This is a genomic window from Mucilaginibacter sp. UYCu711, assembly GCF_050433825.1.
In the GTDB taxonomy this organism is placed as follows: domain Bacteria; phylum Bacteroidota; class Bacteroidia; order Sphingobacteriales; family Sphingobacteriaceae; genus Mucilaginibacter.
In genome coordinates, this window is the sequence record NZ_JBNPWM010000001.1 from 346835 (window position 1) to 366015 (window position 19181).

Annotated in this window: 21 protein-coding genes; all 21 read right to left on the reverse strand. The window is 35.3% G+C overall.

Translation table 11 applies throughout. The features are described from left to right. Window positions 1–17 precede the first annotated feature (17 nt). Window positions 18–1235: a glycosyltransferase gene (locus tag ABIB50_RS01665; RefSeq protein ID WP_429376698.1), complete on the reverse strand. Its 1218-nt coding sequence runs from the start codon at window positions 1233–1235 to the stop codon at window positions 18–20. Beyond that, entirely contained in the window at window positions 1226–1744 is a 519-nt protein-coding gene (locus tag ABIB50_RS01670) for an FkbM family methyltransferase (protein WP_429376700.1), read from the reverse strand. The genes ABIB50_RS01665 and ABIB50_RS01670 overlap by 10 nt, the downstream gene beginning before the upstream one ends. Before the next feature lie 179 nt (window positions 1745–1923). Continuing rightward, the gene (locus ABIB50_RS01675; RefSeq protein WP_429376702.1) at window positions 1924–2964 is read right to left on the reverse strand and encodes a glycosyltransferase; all 1041 of its coding nucleotides are present in this window, start codon (window positions 2962–2964) and stop codon (window positions 1924–1926) included. Next, window positions 2961–3950, reverse strand: coding sequence for a glycosyltransferase (locus ABIB50_RS01680; RefSeq protein ID WP_429376703.1), 990 nt, complete (start codon window positions 3948–3950; stop codon window positions 2961–2963). The genes ABIB50_RS01675 and ABIB50_RS01680 overlap by 4 nt, the downstream gene beginning before the upstream one ends. Beyond that, window positions 3941–4882 (reverse strand): glycosyltransferase family 2 protein, encoded by a 942-nt coding sequence (locus ABIB50_RS01685; protein ID WP_429376705.1) that lies wholly within the window; start codon window positions 4880–4882, stop codon window positions 3941–3943. Before ABIB50_RS01685 ends, ABIB50_RS01680 begins: the two co-directional genes overlap by 10 nt. Before the next feature lie 3 nt (window positions 4883–4885). Continuing rightward, complete coding sequence (locus ABIB50_RS01690; protein ID WP_429376707.1) at window positions 4886–5812, reverse strand: hypothetical protein; 927 nt, start codon at window positions 5810–5812, stop codon at window positions 4886–4888. Then, window positions 5812–6960, reverse strand: coding sequence for a glycosyltransferase (locus ABIB50_RS01695; RefSeq protein WP_429376708.1), 1149 nt, complete (start codon window positions 6958–6960; stop codon window positions 5812–5814). Before ABIB50_RS01695 ends, ABIB50_RS01690 begins: the two co-directional genes overlap by 1 nt. 31 nt (window positions 6961–6991) lie before the next feature. Further along, window positions 6992–7825 carry an FkbM family methyltransferase gene (locus ABIB50_RS01700; protein ID WP_429376710.1) on the reverse strand — a complete coding sequence of 278 codons (834 nt, stop codon included), beginning with the start codon at window positions 7823–7825 and terminating at the stop codon, window positions 6992–6994. 37 nt (window positions 7826–7862) lie between these two features. After that, a complete protein-coding gene (locus ABIB50_RS01705) occupies window positions 7863–8534 on the reverse strand; it encodes a class I SAM-dependent methyltransferase (RefSeq protein ID WP_429376712.1) in 672 nt (223 codons plus the stop codon). A 192-nt stretch (window positions 8535–8726) separates the two neighbouring features. Continuing rightward, a complete protein-coding gene (locus tag ABIB50_RS01710; RefSeq protein WP_429376714.1) occupies window positions 8727–9017 on the reverse strand; it encodes a DegT/DnrJ/EryC1/StrS family aminotransferase in 291 nt (96 codons plus the stop codon). A gap of 102 nt (window positions 9018–9119) precedes the next feature. Further along, the gene (locus ABIB50_RS01715; protein WP_429376716.1) at window positions 9120–10124 is read right to left on the reverse strand and encodes a glycosyltransferase family 2 protein; all 1005 of its coding nucleotides are present in this window, start codon (window positions 10122–10124) and stop codon (window positions 9120–9122) included. Continuing rightward, complete coding sequence (locus tag ABIB50_RS01720) at window positions 10117–11136, reverse strand: glycosyltransferase family 10 domain-containing protein (protein WP_429376717.1); 1020 nt, start codon at window positions 11134–11136, stop codon at window positions 10117–10119. The genes ABIB50_RS01715 and ABIB50_RS01720 overlap by 8 nt, the downstream gene beginning before the upstream one ends. Continuing rightward, on the reverse strand, window positions 11136–12092 hold the full coding sequence (locus ABIB50_RS01725) for a glycosyltransferase (protein ID WP_429376719.1): 957 nt from the start codon (window positions 12090–12092) through the stop codon (window positions 11136–11138). The genes ABIB50_RS01720 and ABIB50_RS01725 overlap by 1 nt, the downstream gene beginning before the upstream one ends. Beyond that, window positions 12058–13290 (reverse strand): glycosyltransferase family 4 protein, encoded by a 1233-nt coding sequence (locus ABIB50_RS01730; RefSeq protein WP_429376720.1) that lies wholly within the window; start codon window positions 13288–13290, stop codon window positions 12058–12060. The genes ABIB50_RS01725 and ABIB50_RS01730 overlap by 35 nt, the downstream gene beginning before the upstream one ends. Before the next feature lie 61 nt (window positions 13291–13351). After that, on the reverse strand, window positions 13352–14122 hold the full coding sequence (locus tag ABIB50_RS01735) for a class I SAM-dependent DNA methyltransferase (RefSeq protein ID WP_429376722.1): 771 nt from the start codon (window positions 14120–14122) through the stop codon (window positions 13352–13354). 13 nt (window positions 14123–14135) lie between these two features. Further along, window positions 14136–15251 (reverse strand): DegT/DnrJ/EryC1/StrS family aminotransferase, encoded by a 1116-nt coding sequence (locus tag ABIB50_RS01740; protein WP_429376723.1) that lies wholly within the window; start codon window positions 15249–15251, stop codon window positions 14136–14138. A 7-nt stretch (window positions 15252–15258) separates the two neighbouring features. Continuing rightward, a complete protein-coding gene (locus tag ABIB50_RS01745; RefSeq protein WP_429376725.1) occupies window positions 15259–15666 on the reverse strand; it encodes a hypothetical protein in 408 nt (135 codons plus the stop codon). After that, entirely contained in the window at window positions 15663–16682 is a 1020-nt protein-coding gene (locus tag ABIB50_RS01750; RefSeq protein WP_429376726.1) for a glycosyltransferase, read from the reverse strand. Before ABIB50_RS01750 ends, ABIB50_RS01745 begins: the two co-directional genes overlap by 4 nt. Further along, window positions 16675–17328, reverse strand: a complete 654-nt coding sequence (locus tag ABIB50_RS01755; RefSeq protein ID WP_429376728.1) for a class I SAM-dependent methyltransferase — start codon at window positions 17326–17328, stop codon at window positions 16675–16677. The genes ABIB50_RS01750 and ABIB50_RS01755 overlap by 8 nt, the downstream gene beginning before the upstream one ends. Then, window positions 17325–18209, reverse strand: a complete 885-nt coding sequence (locus ABIB50_RS01760) for a hypothetical protein (protein ID WP_429376730.1) — start codon at window positions 18207–18209, stop codon at window positions 17325–17327. Before ABIB50_RS01760 ends, ABIB50_RS01755 begins: the two co-directional genes overlap by 4 nt. A 109-nt stretch (window positions 18210–18318) precedes the next feature. Continuing rightward, window positions 18319–19173: an alpha-1,2-fucosyltransferase gene (locus ABIB50_RS01765; protein WP_429376731.1), complete on the reverse strand. Its 855-nt coding sequence runs from the start codon at window positions 19171–19173 to the stop codon at window positions 18319–18321. Window positions 19174–19181: the final 8 nt, after the last annotated feature.

Sequence of the window (19181 nt, forward strand, 5' to 3'; positions counted from 1 at the left end):
CAAATGATTTGATATTATTACAATGTATGCTCAACGATTTTTAAAAATTTTTTGCTTTCAACTTCCCAGTTGTATAACTCATGGGCTAAGCGCAAAGACTCATTTTTGGCCAATGTTAATAACGCTCCATTTTTATAATAGCTTGAAAGAATGGCGGCCATAGCTTTTGTGTCGCGTGCGGGATATGTATGTCCTATCGTTGGGTTTTTGGTTATAAAATCTTTTTGAGCAATAGTATCACTGGCAATAATAGCTAAACCGGCTTGCATATAAGTGAATAATTTGTTACTAAGTGCTAAATTATTATTTGTAGAAAAACCAGGTTCAAGTGCCAGGCCTATGTCAAACTGACCTGCAAATTCAGGAAGCTTATCCGGAGGGATAGGATCGTGAAACCGTATGTTAACCTTGCTACCGGTTAAGTAGTTTATAAAAGTGGCATTAGTATGTAGCTTGCTGCCCAATAAATGTAGTTCAAAGTGTTTATTGTCCAAAAGCTGTAAAGCCCCAATAATATCTTGCAGTCCACGATTGGCGCCTATTGTTTGTGAAAACCACAATAGCTTTAAAGGTTGGTGGCTATTTGGTATGGCATTCACTATATCGCTTTTATGAAAAACGTTTAATAAAACCGCGGGCTTCAGGCTTGTAAATATTTTAGAATATGCTTCGGCTATTTGCGGGCTGCTGGTGGTAAAGTAGTTTAATTGGGGGATGTGTTTATTTTCTATTTGCATTTTTAAAATTACGTCATGATTATCATCATCATCACTCATTTCGTATCGGTGAAAATCCTCAGCATCAAATCCGCTGGGTTTGTTATTTATTTTTGCAGCTCCAACAACTGCAGGCAAGGCGCCCAAATTATGGCCGATATATAGATCAGCCACATATTTTTTAGCTTCGCGGATTAGAAAATAGCTGGCACGGGCTATGGCAATGTCCGCCATAAAGCGCCCTTTTGTTTTACGATTCACAGTTTGAGCGAGTTTATGGATTAAACGACTAAGAAAATACAAAGCCCTTTTATATTGTGGGTCTCCGCCTACACAAACAGCTCTCCATTTTTTTGACGCTAATAATTCCTGATCAAAATTAGCACCCCATGCATTCCAGTACATATATAGCACGGTAACCGTATAGCCGGCATTTGCTAATGTATCAGCCTCTTTTACCAGCCGTGGGTTTAACGATGGTTGCCCCGATGTTATAAATACAATATTTTTTACGCCCAATGTTTATTGTTACTGTACTGCGAATTTTCTTTCACAAACAAAAAATCAGACTGAAATAGTGCGTTATCAAGCGGGCGTTTCATCAAGGTACATACATCGTACAAAACAAACCCGCGTTCTTTCATAAAATTAAGTACATCAATAACTAACGGGCTATTTACATATATATCCAAAAGCGAAACTTCTAATAAAACAAACTCGGCATGTGCCAACGCTTTCTCTCCGCCTTTTAAAATTTCAAGCTCATAACCTTGCGTGTCAATTTTGATAAAATCGGGTTCGTCATGATCGTTTTTTTCGAGCAATTTATCCAAGGTCAATAAGTTCCTTTGCTCGGTTTTGGCTTCCGTATCAAAATGTTCAACAAGTACCGAACTAGCCGATTCATAAATATTAAACTTAACAGTCACCGCTGTAGCGCCTAACAGTTCTATTTTATAGTTAACATCATTGTAAACATTTTTAACCTTTATTAAAGCAGGCTCTTTTAAACTTTGGCCCTCAATCATGGTTATTGCGCAATCCGGAAACTTTCTTAAAATCAACGGTCCAATAGCCTTCATAAGCACCAATATCAAGGCAAAATTTAGGGGAAAACCCCAACCGCTTAATATTAGTGAGACTGGTTTCCTGGCTTGGGACACCCAGTTTTTCACGGATATTTCTTTTAATTTTTTGAGGTATCAGCCTATTGAGGTAGTTGAGTATCATCGTTAAATAGGTTTAAATATTGTTCTGCAATTAATTTAACATCAAATCTTTTCTCGGCAAGATGCCGGCATTGGTCTCTGTCTATCTGTGGTATTTTATCTAATGCCTTTGACATTTCGGCCTCATTATTTACAATAACGCCAGTAATTTCCTGGTTAATAACTTCTGGTACCGATCCGCGGTTAAAAGCAATAACCGGCGTACCGCAAGCCATCGCCTCAATCATTACAATACCAAAAGGTTCATCCCATTCAATAGGAAATAATAATGCTTTTGCCTGCCTTAAATAGCTGTTTTTTTCGGCATCATTCAATGAGCCTAAATATTTTACTTGCAGGTTGTCAATCAAAGGCTCTATTTCGTTTTTAAAGTATGCAAGATTATCGGCTGTATGCGAAATATTACCGCCTATTACCAATTTGTTACCTGTCGCTTTTGCAATTTTAATGGCAGTATGCACACCTTTTATTCTATCTAATCTACCTAAAAACATGAATGGGGCATCATCTGCTACATTTTCATTTAATTGATATTTTGAAAAATCAATTGCATTATAAACTGTTTTCCAGTAACCTGCTACATTACCTGTGCTGACACAATAGTTACTACAGGCCGTAAATATTAAATTTCTGTTAGGAAGGGCGGTAATAATGCGTATACCAGAAGCCGCTACCGGTCTGCCATAAGTCATTATTTTTTTTACAGGAGCATTTACAACAGGAAGCAATAAAATCAAACGGCCAAAATTGTGTATAAGATCAAAATTATTTTTGTTACGTATTAGATATTGCCACACAAAAAAAAATTCTTTAATTCTTTGTGTTTTTGGGCGGTTTAAATCATTTATACCATAAGTAATTGTTTTACCGCTACAATGTGAATCTGGCCCGGCCAGCAAAGTAACCTCGTGGCCTTGTTTTATATATTCTTCTGCAAATAAATATACCAGTCGTTCGTGTCCGCCATATTGCATTGGAGGAACTGATATTCCGGGATCCATGATAAGCAATATTTTCATATCAAAGATCCTTCAATCTCTTTGTATATTTGTAAATATTTTTTTGCGCATACTTCCAGCGAGAGGTTTTCTATAATATAATCGCGGGGTTTAAATTGACCTATAAGAGTAAGAAAAACAGTGAGTTGTTTTTTAAAATCATCGGCATCAACAAACTTTATCCCACAGCGCTCGTCCCAATAAGGTACTGAACTTACCGGCTCAAACTTAACTTTGTGCGGATAATACTTTGGATCCTGCCAGTAACCACCTCTATCCCAGGCCAGTATAGGGGTACCCGTAGCTAGTATTTGCTGATAGGCCAGACCCTGTGTTTCATTTGTACAGATAAATATTACTGCTTTTGAAACTTTTAGCTTATCACGTAACTCGTAGTGGGTGTAACTGCCGTAATTAATAAACTGATAGGATAGGTTTTGCTGATCAAGTATTTTAATAACCGGGTCGACCAATTCGGTTTCATATTTATTAAATACCTTGTCATAAATTAAAAAATCAAAAATTTTATCGCCTTTAATAGGTTGCCAATGCTCGGTATCAATACCTACCGGCCATGAACTTACCTTATTGCCATAATAAGGTTCAAACATTTTGCGCATCCATTCGCCCGGTACCAGTAAGCGCTTTACATTTGGGTACCGTTCAAACAGGTCGGGGCAATCAATCGGATGCGAGTATATTCCGGCACCAAATAATATTGGATTTTTCCATTCCATGTTAAATAAAACGTGGGGTTTGCCAATAATACAAGCAATTTCTTCTGGGTGTTTGCTAATATATTTATAATTATTTAAGCGGTAAGGAACGCCAATTTTATCAAGACCTCGCATTAAATTGATTGCAATGATCATTACGCCACCGGGTTTCGGTTTTCCTCTTATTATCCGCCTGATGATCATTCGGAGATAACGATCATATTTAAACCAGCGGTCAGCGTTAGGTTCTTCGTAAAATAAGTTTATAGGTTTAGTTATTTTCAATTCCATTTTAATTTTCGGCGGACATTCAAAATTTGCCCGGTTCTTTTAAAGCCGAATATATGGTACATCGTATTTACAATGCCGGCGGTTGGTATTGTAAAATACGGGTCAAGTTCTAAAATCCATTCATATAAATTAACGGCCTCATCAATATTATCTTTAGCTATCCACTGGCAAAGCGGCCATAAAACGTTTATTGCTGCGTTAATTCTTCGAGTTGTAAGCCTATTGGTATCATCCAATTGTTTCAGTATATTTTTATAAATTAACAGATGCTGGTAATTAGTACAGGTCGAAGCTATACTTCTTTGAAACTGCAGGCGTCCTTTTTGATGGTGGGCATGACATAGGGTCGCTTCATTAAGTATTGCGATTGAAGGTTCTTTCAAAGCCACTTCCAGCATAAAGCAGCGATCATCGCGGGACGCAAAATTAGCAGCGGCAAATGAAGTGCGATGGGGGATATTGTTAATGAAATCGTTTTTAAACAGAAATGCTGAATAATGAGAGCTGTCACATTCGCCCAAATTTTGAGCTATAAAATCATCACACATAGTCCACCGCTGCGTTCTGCTATATTCTTCATTTTCATATATCTCATAACCTGCTACCACAATATCAGCATTTGTCTCTTCTGCTAAGCGGAATTGTTTTTCTAAAGAGCCAGGTGCCAACCAGTCGTCCGAATCAAGGAACTTAATGTATTTTCCTTTTGCGTATGTAAAGGCCATGTTTACCGCCCAGGGCTTTCCCCACTTTTGCTGCCTGTAAATTTCAATCCCGCGGATTTGCTGTAGCATTTGCCAGGTACCATCCGTGCTTCCATCGTCAACAACAATAATTTGTATCGCCAGATCAGTATAACCGCTGCATGATTCAATGGCTTTTGGCAGTGCCCATATCCTGTTATATGCCGGTATAATTATGGTAATATCCATTTATTAATAATTGGAAAAAACAGGCAGGTAATTTTTATAATCAAATTTTTCATTCCTTATTATGGCCTTGAGTATGCGCTTACAAAAAACCAGCAATGCATAAAGTGTATTACACAACATATTTATTGAAAATGAAATTATTTTGTTGCTTATAAAAGGAAAATGCCCGGCTATTTTTAATTTAAGACACTCGCGTTTATAATGAAAAGCATTAGTATATGATCCTGAAAAATGTAATATGGCAGGCTCAACTTCAACCCCTACTTTAACAAAAAAACAGTATTGTAATAGCACATCAACTTTTAATGGTCCGTCAATACCAATTGGTGTCCTCATGCCGGTACCATAATCATTAACAAGGCCAACCCCGTGCATAGCCATAGCTACCGAAATCAAGGGTTCCTCGTTAATACTTGTATTCATTTTTTTAAATCCAAGTTGAGTATAATTAGTGCTCATCTCACGTGCTGAATTATAAATACTTTTTGTGACAGAATTTTTTTTAAAATAATATAAGCCACCATTAAATAAAGGAACAGACCTTATATTAAATTGCGTACACATTTTAGCTATATCCATATACCATTCACCCGTACTTAATAGCTCATCGCCCAATACCGCAAATGAATTGGGTTGGCATAGATCTATTAACTTTTTTAAAGGTTTGATAACCAAACAATCAGCATCAATAAAAATTGTTTCTTTAAAAGGAGTATACTGATCTAAAAAAAGCTTTTGGCTTAATCCTTTACCATAAGATGGTTCATAAGGAATGTAGGTATCGAAAAAGCCTGTAAATTTTTCTTCGGGCGCATCCGAAATTACTGCCCTTGGAATATCCGGGTTGTTTTTTATTAAGGATAAGGCCAGCAAATTAGCCATATCTATATATCTTTTATCCCCTGCCGCGATTGTAATTATACCAAGCATTATTGGATTGCCAGTTTTTTTAAATTAGCTTCATATGATGTATTTAGCTGCAAATCATGCATCGCCTTAATATGTTCGGCCCCTTTTTTAGTGTAGTATTGGATATTACCGCAAATAGCAATTTTCTCAATAACCTGCATCAATGAATTTAGGTCATTTTCCTCTGCCAGGAAATCATGATAACCCATCACGTAGGGAATATCAGCATGACTGGATGTAATAATGGGCAATCCTAGTGCCTGTGCCTCAATTATGATGGTAGGCGCACCGCCTTCAGAGTCATTGTCTTTTGCGGTCATGGAAGGGTGGATCAAAAAATCATAATCACTCATCATTTTTATGATGTTATGATGTTTTACCAAGCCATGCCATTTAACAAATGACTGCAGGTTATTCTCGGTAATTATCTGGTTATAATTTTCCTGCAATGGCCCGTTACCAATTATATCTATTGTAAATTCGTTTAGCTTTTCCCTTAATTGTGCAATAGCTTTTAAAAATAGATGAAAACCTTTTTTTTCTACAAATCGTCCGATAAATAAGAATTTTATGGGGTCATTAGCACTTCTGTACTTTTCTTTTACAGGGTAGTCTTCAACTGGTATCAGCAAGGGATTAACTAAACATTTTTTTTCAGAGGCGCCAAAGGCCATTATTTTTTTTTTAAGCTCCGGGCCTTCAGCAAAAAAAGCGTTCCCGTGTTTCAAAAGCTGCACAAGATTTTTCCTGTATTGTTTATCATAGGTGGGCTGAGATGAAATATCATACCCATAAAAAGATGTTATGTAGGGGGTGTGTTTTTTGAATATCCTGTTAAATTCCATCATGTGCACCCCTGCGTTCCCGAAATGGCAATGGATAATATCCGGTTTAAAAGTTTCAATTGCATTGTTCAGCTGGGAATACCAATGTTTGGTGCTGGTTAATTTTTCATAAAGATACCTGTAAGCGCCTTTAAGATTTTTACGGGTATATATACTGCCTGTAATCTCAAAAAATATTACTTGTTTTTTTGTTGCTTTATCAATATTTTGAAAGTTAAATGATACTACACCAACCTTGGCAAACTGACAACTTTTTTGGATAAATCTTTTTATAAAAGTTTCTGTCGGTTGTGAAAAGGATTCTGTGAAATGGAGAATACGCATTTGTATTTATGATGATATGATCACGGATACACTATTCGGGGAATGATTTTTTTTTCTTAGCTGCGAATGTGTTTTTTTGAAATGCAAAAACTGATTTGTTTTGATCTAAAAATTTAAAATTATTAGCTATAATCAAATCAACTATATCGGGTATAAGATATTTTTTACCATTGTATTCAGTATCGTGCAATTCAATTATTATTTTTTCACACTTTTCCAGCGCGTTTTTATCATTCAATAAGATAGTTACCTCCGCCCCCTCAATGTCGCAAATTAAGGTAAAATTATTGAACTCATAAGTTTCACATATTTCATTTAATGTTATTGTTTCAACTGTAATTGTTGAGTCGTCAGAACCGCTTCTGTTAAGTTGTCCGGTAAGTGTACTTTTGCTTGCCGAAAATGAAACTGTTTTACTAAAATAATCTATTGCTTTATTTATTAATACATAGTCAGTTTTCCGGTTAAGCTGAATGTTTTTTTTATTGGCATCGATTAATGAAGGGTCGGCTTCAACAGAAATATACCTTCCATTAGTTTGTATATATGATATAATGCTTCCCGTTACTCCAATGCTTGAACCTAGTTCAATTACGTCGTCATTTTCATTGAGGTATTTTTTAATAAAATCAACTTCCTTTTGTTCATAAATTCCATAATATAGCAATGATTTTGTAAGCGGAGTAACCATGTTATCAGCTACATCAATAATCACATGATGAAATGGTATACGCTGCTTAAGCACAAAGGCTATGGTGCGGATTGTAAGGTGATTAAACGAAATACGTTTACCAGTAAGTGAAAAAACAATACGGCTAACAGGGTTATGAGCTAAAATTTTTGAGATTAATGATTTTAGTGACATTTTTTCGTGGTTATATAATAAACAACAATTGAATAAACTAACTCCTATTTGTATTTCTTCCTGCAAAAATTGAAAACTGTTCATTCGCATGCGAAAAATCCTGCAAATGCACCAGATTGAAATTTTTAAATAAGTTAATATAAAACTGCTTGGAATAATATTTCCACGAAATAATATCTTTTTTATCGGAAGTGTTTTCAATCAAAAACAATAATCCGTCACGCTTTGCAACGCGGTTTAACTCTTTTACAGTTTGATTAAGATCTTTTTTGGCAGTAATTCCACCTAGAACGAAACTGATCCAGATAATATCAAAAGCATCATTTTCAACGGGGATTTTATTTTTATTTATCAGTTTGTAGGTCACCTTAGAATTGACAGGTGCTAATTGCAACAAATGTTTAATTGGGTCAGCCCCGGTTACATTACATTTCGTTAAATCAGCTAATTCGATACTCAATCGACCATGCCCACAACCAAAATCCAACAATGTTTGCTCATTACCCCTCAATTGTTTTTTTAGTACCGGGAAAATTGTTTTTGCTTGAAAATCTTTTAACGATTGTATTTCCTCTTCGCTGAGGCTAATGTTCAAAACGGATAACTCTCCAAATCGTTTTGCCCTATTTTCCCAGTAATCTATTGGAGAGAATGTAAGCTTATAAATAAAAAATCCGATTTTAGATTTTAGTTTGGAAAGTATGCTCAATTGCCTGGTTATTTATTAAAAAAAAATGATGCGTAAACTCAAAATTCCTGCTGCTTAATAAACGGATAACTCCTAAATTCACAAAATTTTCTCAGCCTCGACAGAGAGAGTTGTATATTTTTCAAAACTGCTAATGAGCGTCTCGATATTTAGAAATTCCTTGGTATTGGGTACCCGGTATAATGATCCATTTCATAGAATAAATGATATTGCTTCCATATAGCCAGGTGCTTTGCTTGTATTGTACTTATCGGCATTTTTTTTTAAACGGAGCATGTCGCATGCTATTCCGGCATAGTGAACCACGACGATGGCTTTGGTGTGGGGTGTAATTAATACTTCAATAGTTTCGGCATCAATATGTGGATTATGCCGCCTTGGTGTATGTTTATTAGCAATGCTGCCAATTCCAAGGCATCGGTACACGAAGTTGTTAAAATTGTTTTTTTGAAACAATACCTTGCGCAAAGAAAATCTTCGCATACCCCTGTATAATAACCATCGCCTGCAGTTTTTCCACGTGCCATGGCATCGGCAATATATTTTAATTCGTTCCTTGTATAATGGGTTTTGTTAATGGTATCATTAGATTTTATTGTTCTTATACCCGCGTACAATATACTGGAGCCAAACGGCAAATTTCCACCCAATTGTTCTTGAAATAAAGTTGATAATATCCCCCCCTAATTTATCATTGCGGGGCTTTAAAGAAGGAGAAAGTTGATTTTGGTAATATGAAACTTTTGAGGCTACATTTTTTAACTTAAAGTAGATTTTAAGTTTTATTTCCTCAAAACTTTGATAAGTGGCATTATGAATACCTGTTATTTGACTATCAGAAGTAGCAAAACTTAACAAGTGCTGATGCTTAAGCCATATGCTTTCCACAAGATTTAAAAAAGTGGTTTCATTTACTGTGCCAGATAGCGACTTTTCACCTGCTGATTTTCTGTAATAATTTAATATTTCGGGCTGATATACAAGCCCGTTTGAATTTAAAATAATCCTTGTAAAATATTCGCCATCTTCATCCGTACATGGTGAGATATTGCTGTTCCATGGGCCTGCTCTATTAATAACACTTATTGGAGTTAAAAAAGCATTAGGTTGTATCATGCTTGCATGAAGATCAAACCCGCCATAAAGTTTAACCAGAAAATTTAATGGTTCATCTAAATATTCAAGAAAAAAATCATCTCCGCTCGGAATGTTATTATTTACCGAACCAAAAAAATGTGTCGTTTTGCACACTGCAATTTTACCAGGCTGGCCTTTCAATGCATTCATTTGCAGTTCAATCTTATTTATTGCCAACACGTCGTCTGCGTCTAAGTATTGAATGAATTCTCCGCGGGCGTATTCCAGTCCGGTTTGCTTCGCGGCACTTGCACCCTTATTGCTTTGATTAATTAAAACTACTTCACTGCCAAAAGCATTAACAATATCTGCCGATCCATCGGTAGAGCCATCGTTTACAACTATGATCTCTTTATTTGACCAAGTTTGAGCTAACGCCGAATGTAGCGTTTCCGCCAGAAATTTCTTCGCATTGTAAACCGGAATAATTATGGAAACTAAAGGCTTATTCATTTATACGTTGCTCAAATATCTCCGTCCACCTGGCTCTTAATGATGCATTTAAAGGTGGTGTATTATTATTGAACCAGGGTTGTTTTAACATTTGTATATATTTGTTATTATCGTGGTCCAGTTCAATGATCTTTTCAATTACAGGACTAAAATCAAAATTTTTAAACTGTAGGGTCATTTTTTTCTGCCTGCCAACTGCTTTTAATTTGCGTTTCGCCCGATCTAAAGGCGCACGATAGTATGAAGGACGGATATCCCTAAAATCCGGCTGAGCATATTTTTCAAGTAAATTAGCCGTTATTGAACTGTTAAAATTGATAAAATCAGCAGCGTTAATAAAGCTTGATGTATTAAATACTTCGTTTACGTGTGCGTCGCCACAATAAACAGGTATGCTGTTGGCTAGCATAGCATCATAAAGTTTTTCTGTTTGATAACCAGGATAAACATAGTTTTCAAACGATATGGTAAACTTGTATTTTTGCAAAAACAACCTTTTACGCTCCCATTTGCTGCCCTTATAAAGGATATCCACATTGTTGGGCATATTATTCATTGATGTACCTGGTGCGTCCACCTTTTTATAACGGGATAATTGCTTAAAGAACTCTTCGCGGTAGGGTACTTTATTCCCATATATAAAAGCGCAAAAATTTTCTTTTTGTTCAAATATTTGTTCAGCATCGTATGCATCGGATTTAATAAGCGTTAACGGATCCAATGCATGCCACTGTATTTTTTTGTAACGGTAATTATTTATTTCCTCTTCACGTGCTATGCCGAATGCCCATTCGCAAACGGACATATCGGGCTTTATATTTTCGCAATAATAGCCTATTCTTATATATTTACCACGTTCGGGTATTTCATTGCCATATGGCCCAAAAAATATAAAATCAGGGTTCTCTGATTCTTCAAAAATATACTCATCTAAAAGCTCGTTTAAAATATCTCTGCAGGCAATTTCTTTATTTATGCCATTTTGAAACTTTATTTTAATTTTTTTAGCCATTAGTATAAAAACTCCTGATTATTGTTGTTGTTATATTCATTTAGTTTTTGATAATAGGAATTATATATCTTTTTTAATTCTTCTTCAAACGGCATTACAACTTCATCCCTTGATTTATTTTTTTGCCGATGGATAAACTTGCCTGCAGCTATTTTTAGCTGTGAATATAAGCTGATATCTGAGCGATCTCCCGGATAGTTATATTTAAGTTTGCCTATTGCATCTTCATATTTTAGTAATTCGGGCGTAGCTGTTGAGCTTACATTCCCGGGTGTAAATACCGATATAGAATTATAGCCCGTATAATAGGCTATTTTCGCTTGAAGAAAAGAAATGCGAAGAGAATATTCCCAATCCATCATTTTGAATTGAGTATCATATAACCCAATATAACTCAAGGAAGTTTTACGCACTAACATGTGTACATCGCCAAACGAAAATGTTTTTATAGTGCCTTCTTTCCATTTTTTATACCAAGGCAACCTGCCTTCCATATTTATTTTAGTGGGGTTAGCTAAGCTGCTTTCTAACGAGTTTGAAATGCAAACGTCAATTCCTGGATGCAGTAACATAAAATCTTTACACTTACGTATAGCGCTATATGCATGCACGTCATCATCAATAATTTTTTTAATAATATTGCCCTTAGCTAGTAGCATACCTTTGTTCCACGCATGTGCTTGATTTTTATCTGGTTCCGAGATAAACTGGTGTATTTTACCTTCTTTAAAAAGTTGCTGCAAGTAATCTTTGGTCCCATCTATGCTGTTGCCATCAATCACCACTATTTCTTCATCGGGTTGTAGCTCTCCCAGTAATTTTTCTAACGTAATCTTTAAAAAAGGTAATCGGTTATAAGTTGCAATGATATACGAGAGATTAATTATAGACATTAGTGAGATTATTGATAGGAATGCTAAATCAAGCCCAACAGTTTCTGATATTTGCTGCTTCACTAAAGTGTTCTTGTAACCTTATTAAAGATTTTTCGATGGTGTGATCTGTAATTTGTGTAAGCAGGTTTTGCTGTATCAGTAATTTGTTCCGGACGGAATCATCTGTTATTAATTCCATGCATTTCAACACAGAAAGGTCATCTAAAGGATTAAAATATAAGGCCGAATCACCAAGGACTTCTTTGTGACCATCTAAATTCGAGCACAAAATGGGACAGCCCAGTAATAAAGCTTCAATAGGTGGTATATTTGATGGCCCCAACAAAGTAGGCATTATGAGTGCCGACGCGTTTTTGTATAAAATATATAAAGTGCTGTCTTTAACAAAACCACTAAAAGTAACGTTGTTTTTTAGTCCTAATTCGTTTATGTAATTTTCTATATAAGCTTTATTCCCTTTATCACTACCACATAGCAGCAGTTTAAAGTGAGGGAATTTTTTTATGAATTTTTCAAAGGCTTTAATTAAAATATAATGATTTTTATGCGCCCAAAATTGTGCAGGGTAAAAAAGGAATTGATTTTTTATTACGCCTTGTTCGTTTAAGATGGCCTGATCATTTTCGGCTGCTAGGTTAGCATCCTTGACATTATACGATGAGAATATAGGTAATACCTTGATTTTATCTTGTTTAATATTTAGATGAGTAATCAGTTCTTTTTTGCCTGCTTCTGTTTCAACAAATATCATCAAAGCCGAAGGCATTACTTTAGTGTACCAACTATTCCGTTTGTCAAAGCCATCTTCACCAGTTATTTCAGGAAATGCATAAGTAGTATAATGGGCCAGGTCCCAATTATTTAAGATATAAGGCATGCCATTTATCACATCGGATGACGGAGCGGGATAAAAGATCATTTTTATGCCCTGGCTTTTTAAATATGCAGTAATGGCGTTATCCTTAATTTTCTTTTCTTTTTGGTCAATAAAATTGATATAGTTTTTAAAAAACTCTCTGGATATAATTTTAAATATTCTTCGTGCAATTTTCAATAAAAAAGAGACCCCTTTTTTATTTTTATTAATGCTTAAACAAGGTTTATTAAAGCCCGTAAATACGTTCATCGATACAAAAACGATTTCAATATTTGAACTGAAATTGAAATCGTCAATACCAGTTATTAACGTTGATAAATAGGTGAAACTTCCTCCAGATATTTTTTCAATAGGTTTATCCACCCAAACACCAATCTTCATTAATGCAATTATTTTTTTAGTAAATTCAATATTAATTTATAGTGTATTGTATAAATTGTATTTAACTCTCTGATTTTAGTTTTTGTAATATAAACACAGCATTCCATGAATTAAGCGTCGGCTCTTCATCTGTTAACCATTCATATGTTTTCAAAATTTTAAATTTGCCAGCTATCAGCAATTCTACTTCTGATTTAAAAATATATCGCATTGTATGTGACTCTTTTATTTCAGTTACCTGATTTGAATCTATAGGATTAATTAATATCGTATAATTGACATCTACAGTATTCTCAAGTGAGTTTACTGTAGATTCGGCCAGGCGGGTTATGTTTATAGTATCATTCGCCATCCGCTTTATCCTCGTTACCGGCGGGTCGGTCAATACACCCGGGCCATACCAGCAATCAAATATAAATAAGCCATTGTCGGGTAAATGTTGATGAGCTGTATTCACTGCTGCTGACAGATCTTGATTGGTTACCTGGTAGCTCATTACATGAAATAATGAAATAACTATATCAAATGTTTCATTAATGGCGGCAGTCCGAATATCGCCCGTAACAAATCTAAGTTGATCTTTAACATCAAGAGGGGTATTGTTTATCGCTTGGCTGGTCATTTCGGCTGCCATGTCGATACCAGTGACGTTATAACCTAAACGGGCTAAAACATAATCATGTTTACCTGTGCCACAACCAAGGTTCAATATTTTTTGTGCCGAAACACTATACTGTTTTATTAGTTTAACAATATATTCAGTCTCGGCGACATAGTTTTTATCAAGATAAAGTAAGTCATAATATTGTGCATATAATCCAAAACGATCCATTAACTATAATTTGTTATTGTAACACGAGTTTTAATTTTTCGGACACTGTTTCTATCTGGGCATCTGTAATAGCCATCCCGCTTGGTAGATAAAACCCCATTCGCGCCATATTTTCCGCAACCGGATATTTTTCATTAATAAATAATCCCATATCATTTAACACAGGTTGTTCATGCATATTCCAAAAGAAAGGGCGGGTAGCAATCTGTTCTTCACCAAGCCTTGCCATAACAGTTTCTGCATTTAGCCCTGATTCGGGCTTTAGTAATATGCCATAAACCCAATATATATTTTGGGCATAATTTGTATTAACAACCGGAAGTGTAATTTGCTCAATATCTTTAAGCAAACTGTTATATTTTTCTCCCATTTTCCTTTTAATAAGCACAAACTCGTCTAACCGCTCTAATTGTGCAAGCCCCAGCGCGCCCTGTAAATTGGTCATCCTGAAATTAAAGCCCAATTCATAATGTAAAAAACGTTTTTTTGGGACGAAGCATAAATTCCGTAATGACCGGCATTTTTTGGCAAGTTCTTCATCATCAGTAAGTATCATTCCTCCTTCCCCTGTAGTAACATGCTTATTAGCATAAAAACTAAAAGTACTAATGTCGCCAAAACTACCGCATGGTTGACCGTTATAAACTTGCCCATGTGCTTCTGCAGCATCCTCAATTATTTTAAGTCCGTATTTTTGACTTAAATTTAATATGGGGTCCATATCAACAGGTAAGCCATAAATATGTATTACCATTATTGCTTTTGTGTTTTTTGTGATCTTAGCCTCAATCTGGTTTACGTCCATGTTCCAGGTATTTATATCAGAATCCACCAATACTGGTTTTGCTCCGGCCCTTATTATTGCAGCGGCGCATGAAATAATGGTAAAGGTTGGCATAATTACTTCATCGCCATTACCAATTCCCAGTGCCAGTATAGCGGCATCAAGCGCCACAGAGCCATTACAAACAGCAATGCCAAATTTGCGGCCCATCTTAACGGCAAACTGTTCTTCAAATTTTGTTATATATGGCCCCTCAGAAGATATCCAGCCAGTATCAATGCAATTGTTGAGGTATTTTTTTTCATTACCATTAAGTAACGGTTCATTAACAGGGATGAATGCCATAGTTGATTTAGTTTTGTGAAGTGAATATTATTTTATCCTCATCGCCACAATAAGGGCCCTGCTTTACCTCAATCATCTCGCTGTTTTCAAGCATTTCAAATCCGTGGCCGCCGGCAGCTAATAAAATTACATCGCCTTCTTCAATCACGCGGCTTTCAAGATAATTGCGGTGGTCATCATAGAAATCAACCTTAACCTTTCCTGATTTTATGTAAAGCACTTCCTGAGTAAGGGTAACTTTTCTTTCAACCAAGCGGTGCACATGCGGGTTAATAACGTAACCAGCAGGGCGATTCATGTAGCCCAATTGCTGAGAGAAATCCTGAGGTGTAAAAAACTCAATTCCCTGTTTACTAAATGAAGACCTTATTATTAAGGCCAGCATTTGGTTATTATGCTCAACTTTTTCAATCATCTGTTCGGCAAATTGTATTTAAAGAAATTTTTTTTTAGTACCCACTCTTTAACCGCATCATCCGTATTAAATGCATTTTGGTGAAACTGATAGCCTTTTTTTTCGGCAGCATCCAAAATGACTTTTATTTTAAATGCTTCGCCAGGCTCATTATTTCTTTTAGCAATAAACAGCCTTCTTTTTATACCCCTATATATCCTGCGGGGTATAGTATACGAAGATTTAGCAGGTTGTGTATGTTCTGTAGTAAAGTTTTTAATCCTGATTTCGGTAAATGAATTACACACACCCTGATAAAAAGCTCTTTTTTCAAAATAGGCTAATGTTAACCTATGTGCAGGTACGATATGGTACAGCATTACCTTGGGGTTATATTGGGCTGTCATCTCCCTTTGTGCAGCCTTAATGGTAAGGCCCGTTTCACCATCGCCCTGGTATTGCTGTAAATTGTCGGGGATGCAATCAGGATGGAAGCCGCCCAGTTGTAACATAACGTTTTTTCTGATACAGAAATTTAAGCCCCAAACATAATTGGGATGTACGGTGATAGATTTATTTCCTAAGTCAAGTAAACTTAACCACGTACACATTTTACCGCCATATGGAGTATCATCCCAAAAATAATTGAGCCATTCAGGGGGAGGACTTTCATACTTTGGTAAACATGGACCAGTTAAAAAAGATACTTCAGTGTTATTAAATGATTCGTTGATTCCAGTCAGCCAATATGTAGATAGTTCAACATCATCATCAATAAAAGCTAATATTTCGCCCTTTGCCACCTTGGCTCCTTTATGCCTGCCAGTAAGTAACCCCGGCATATTATCATAACAATAAGTGAAGTTTTTGATATGCGAAGAATAGTCACTACATAGGTTTTTTGTGTCATCAGTCGATCCATTGTCAACTACAATTACTTCAAAATCATTAGCCACATAGTTTTGTTTGACTATTGATGCCAATGTGTTTTTTAAAAGAGCAGATCTGTTAAATGTTGGAATTATAATGCTAATCATTTACTCTTAATACCATTAGGTTAGGGAGTGTATAAACTATAGTAGCAATTGGCAGTATATTTTCTTTTATTACCTGGTTAACGCCTGTTGCCCAACTTGTGTCATGTAAGACAATTAAACTCCCTTTTTTTAATAAAGGTTTATAAGCATCCCAATCTTTTTTTACACCATCATAATTATGGTCACCGTCAATAAAAATGAAATCAATATTGTTTTCCAGCGTTTTTAAGTCAACCACAACTAAATAGCTCCAACCCCTTAACATTTTTATTTTAGAGATGTAGTTTTTTGTATTTGATAAAAACACTTCGAATGTATTCTTTTTTATAAGATTTGAATCATCATCATCATTCTTTGAATAAATCATTGCATCATTCTCCCAGGTATCAATACAATACAAAACCGAATTGTTATTCAATGCATTAGCAATAAAACAACTACTTGCACCTAAATATGAGCCAATTTCAACACATACTATCCTTGTCTTTTGAATGTTTTTTACGGTTTTATGAAGCGTTATTTTTTCCTCTATAGTTAAATGGGTAAATATTTTATTATCTTTTGATAGTTGATGGCTTAAAATATATAAGGAGTTTTTAATATATATAAACTCCTTAAACAGCTTTTTTGAAATCTGTTTAATCATTTTATATTTAATAACATGCTTTTGCCTAAAAGCAATCTGGTTCTTCTGATAATCATATTCCTTAAATTGAATAGGTGTGAACCTTTCATGTTTTTTAAAAGCACCTTTTTAAACCGCTGCTCGGCCGTTTTATGATTCTTTAACAAAAAAGGAAAATCGAAAGTATGTATAGAAATATTGTACAAATTCAAGTCGCCTACCTCAAAACCGTTATAATTATTATAAGCATCTAAGTGCGTTCCGGACCCATCTGTTCCTATATTCAGCACGAAAGTTTTGTTGGGAAATAATCCAAATCTTTCTTTTATTACTTGTGATCCATGCCATCGTATATGCCATGAATCTATAACCCCATTTATTTGTGAATCAAGCATCGATATAGTATTTCCGTAATCAAACTCTCTGAGTTTTTTATTAGTGACGAGTAAATTTTTAACGAGTAAAGCGTCGGGAATAAAATCGTCCCAACGATTTTTCCATGTAGCCCAACCCCAGCAGTCTGCCCCGTTTAATAAAAAATAAGCATCAAGCTTGTTGAAATTGTTATAAGGATCAACAAAAGCATTTATTGATCCTATTATATCCTGATCCTTGAATTTATGTAAAGAATCATTCATATAAGTCAAAAAAGCAGACGACGTAATCATATCATCCTCTAATACAATAACCTTTTCATTCGCATTAACAACCGCCGTTACACCAGCAATAATTGAGTTAGCTAACCCCTGGTTACTACTTGCTTGCGTTATGATAACTTCTTGAAACCGGGTTTCGTTTTTAATTAATTCACTAACAAGGGTTATGTTTTTTCGCTGTTCTTCGGTAGCATCACTCTTTGGCCCATCGGCATAAATATATAATGTTGATTGTGGAGCTAACACATTATTTGCCAGCGCATTTAACGTTTGTTGTGTATGCCACGGGCGGTTATATACAAATAAAACTATAGGAGCTAATGACATTATCCGTAAGCAAGTAAAATTGTAAAAGTCATAAGCTTACCCAATTAACATTTAAATTACTTGATACATCAACGGGATATTCTTTTCCGGTGCCAAAGCCAAGCCAATCTTTAGGGGCATATACCTTTTTATCTTGTTTGGTATTTAACCATGCGCCCCACCAGCTAAATGAACTATTTGATAGTATACAGATATCGGCACACATCAAAAATTGCAAGTCAACAATCTCACTGTTTTTTGATATGTATTTATTCTCGATATAAGCAAATTCTTGTTCAACGTATTGAGGGTCATCAGAAACAAAAATACAATAGGTGTTTTTGTGATATACGTCAGTTAGTGCTTTTTTATAATATGATAGGGGTAAAGATAGGTTAGCATCTAAATAATCTCCCCGCCTTATGTGTATCACGATTTTTTTCGACGCCGGTAATTTTGTTAGCAGCTGGTCAAAGGGATTTTTGTGGTTCTGTTTAACAGTGAATAATCTTCGAATATCCTCAGTGCACATTTCAAAGTACACTTCGGATTGAAAATATCCCTCATAAAGGCAACCGTCCTTAATTTGTTGAAGCTGAACATATGCCGATCGGTCGTTTTTAAACTCAACAACTTCGTTATTTAATAATAATCTATGCAGTGTTTTATAAAAAGCTTTTTTAGCGTGTATTCTGAATATATTTTTGAAGCCCTCTATAGAAAATAAAAACCTATCCAGGGGTAGCAAGAAGTCATTCTTTACTTCAAAATATTTGGCGGGGAGAAAGTTTTCGATGCTTTTATCTATATAAAAACTAGTACCCATTTTTTTTGCCGCTGTATAAACAAATGCTAGTTGGAATAGTTGGTTGCCTAACCGGCCTTCTAAACGTACAGCGATCATTTATAAAA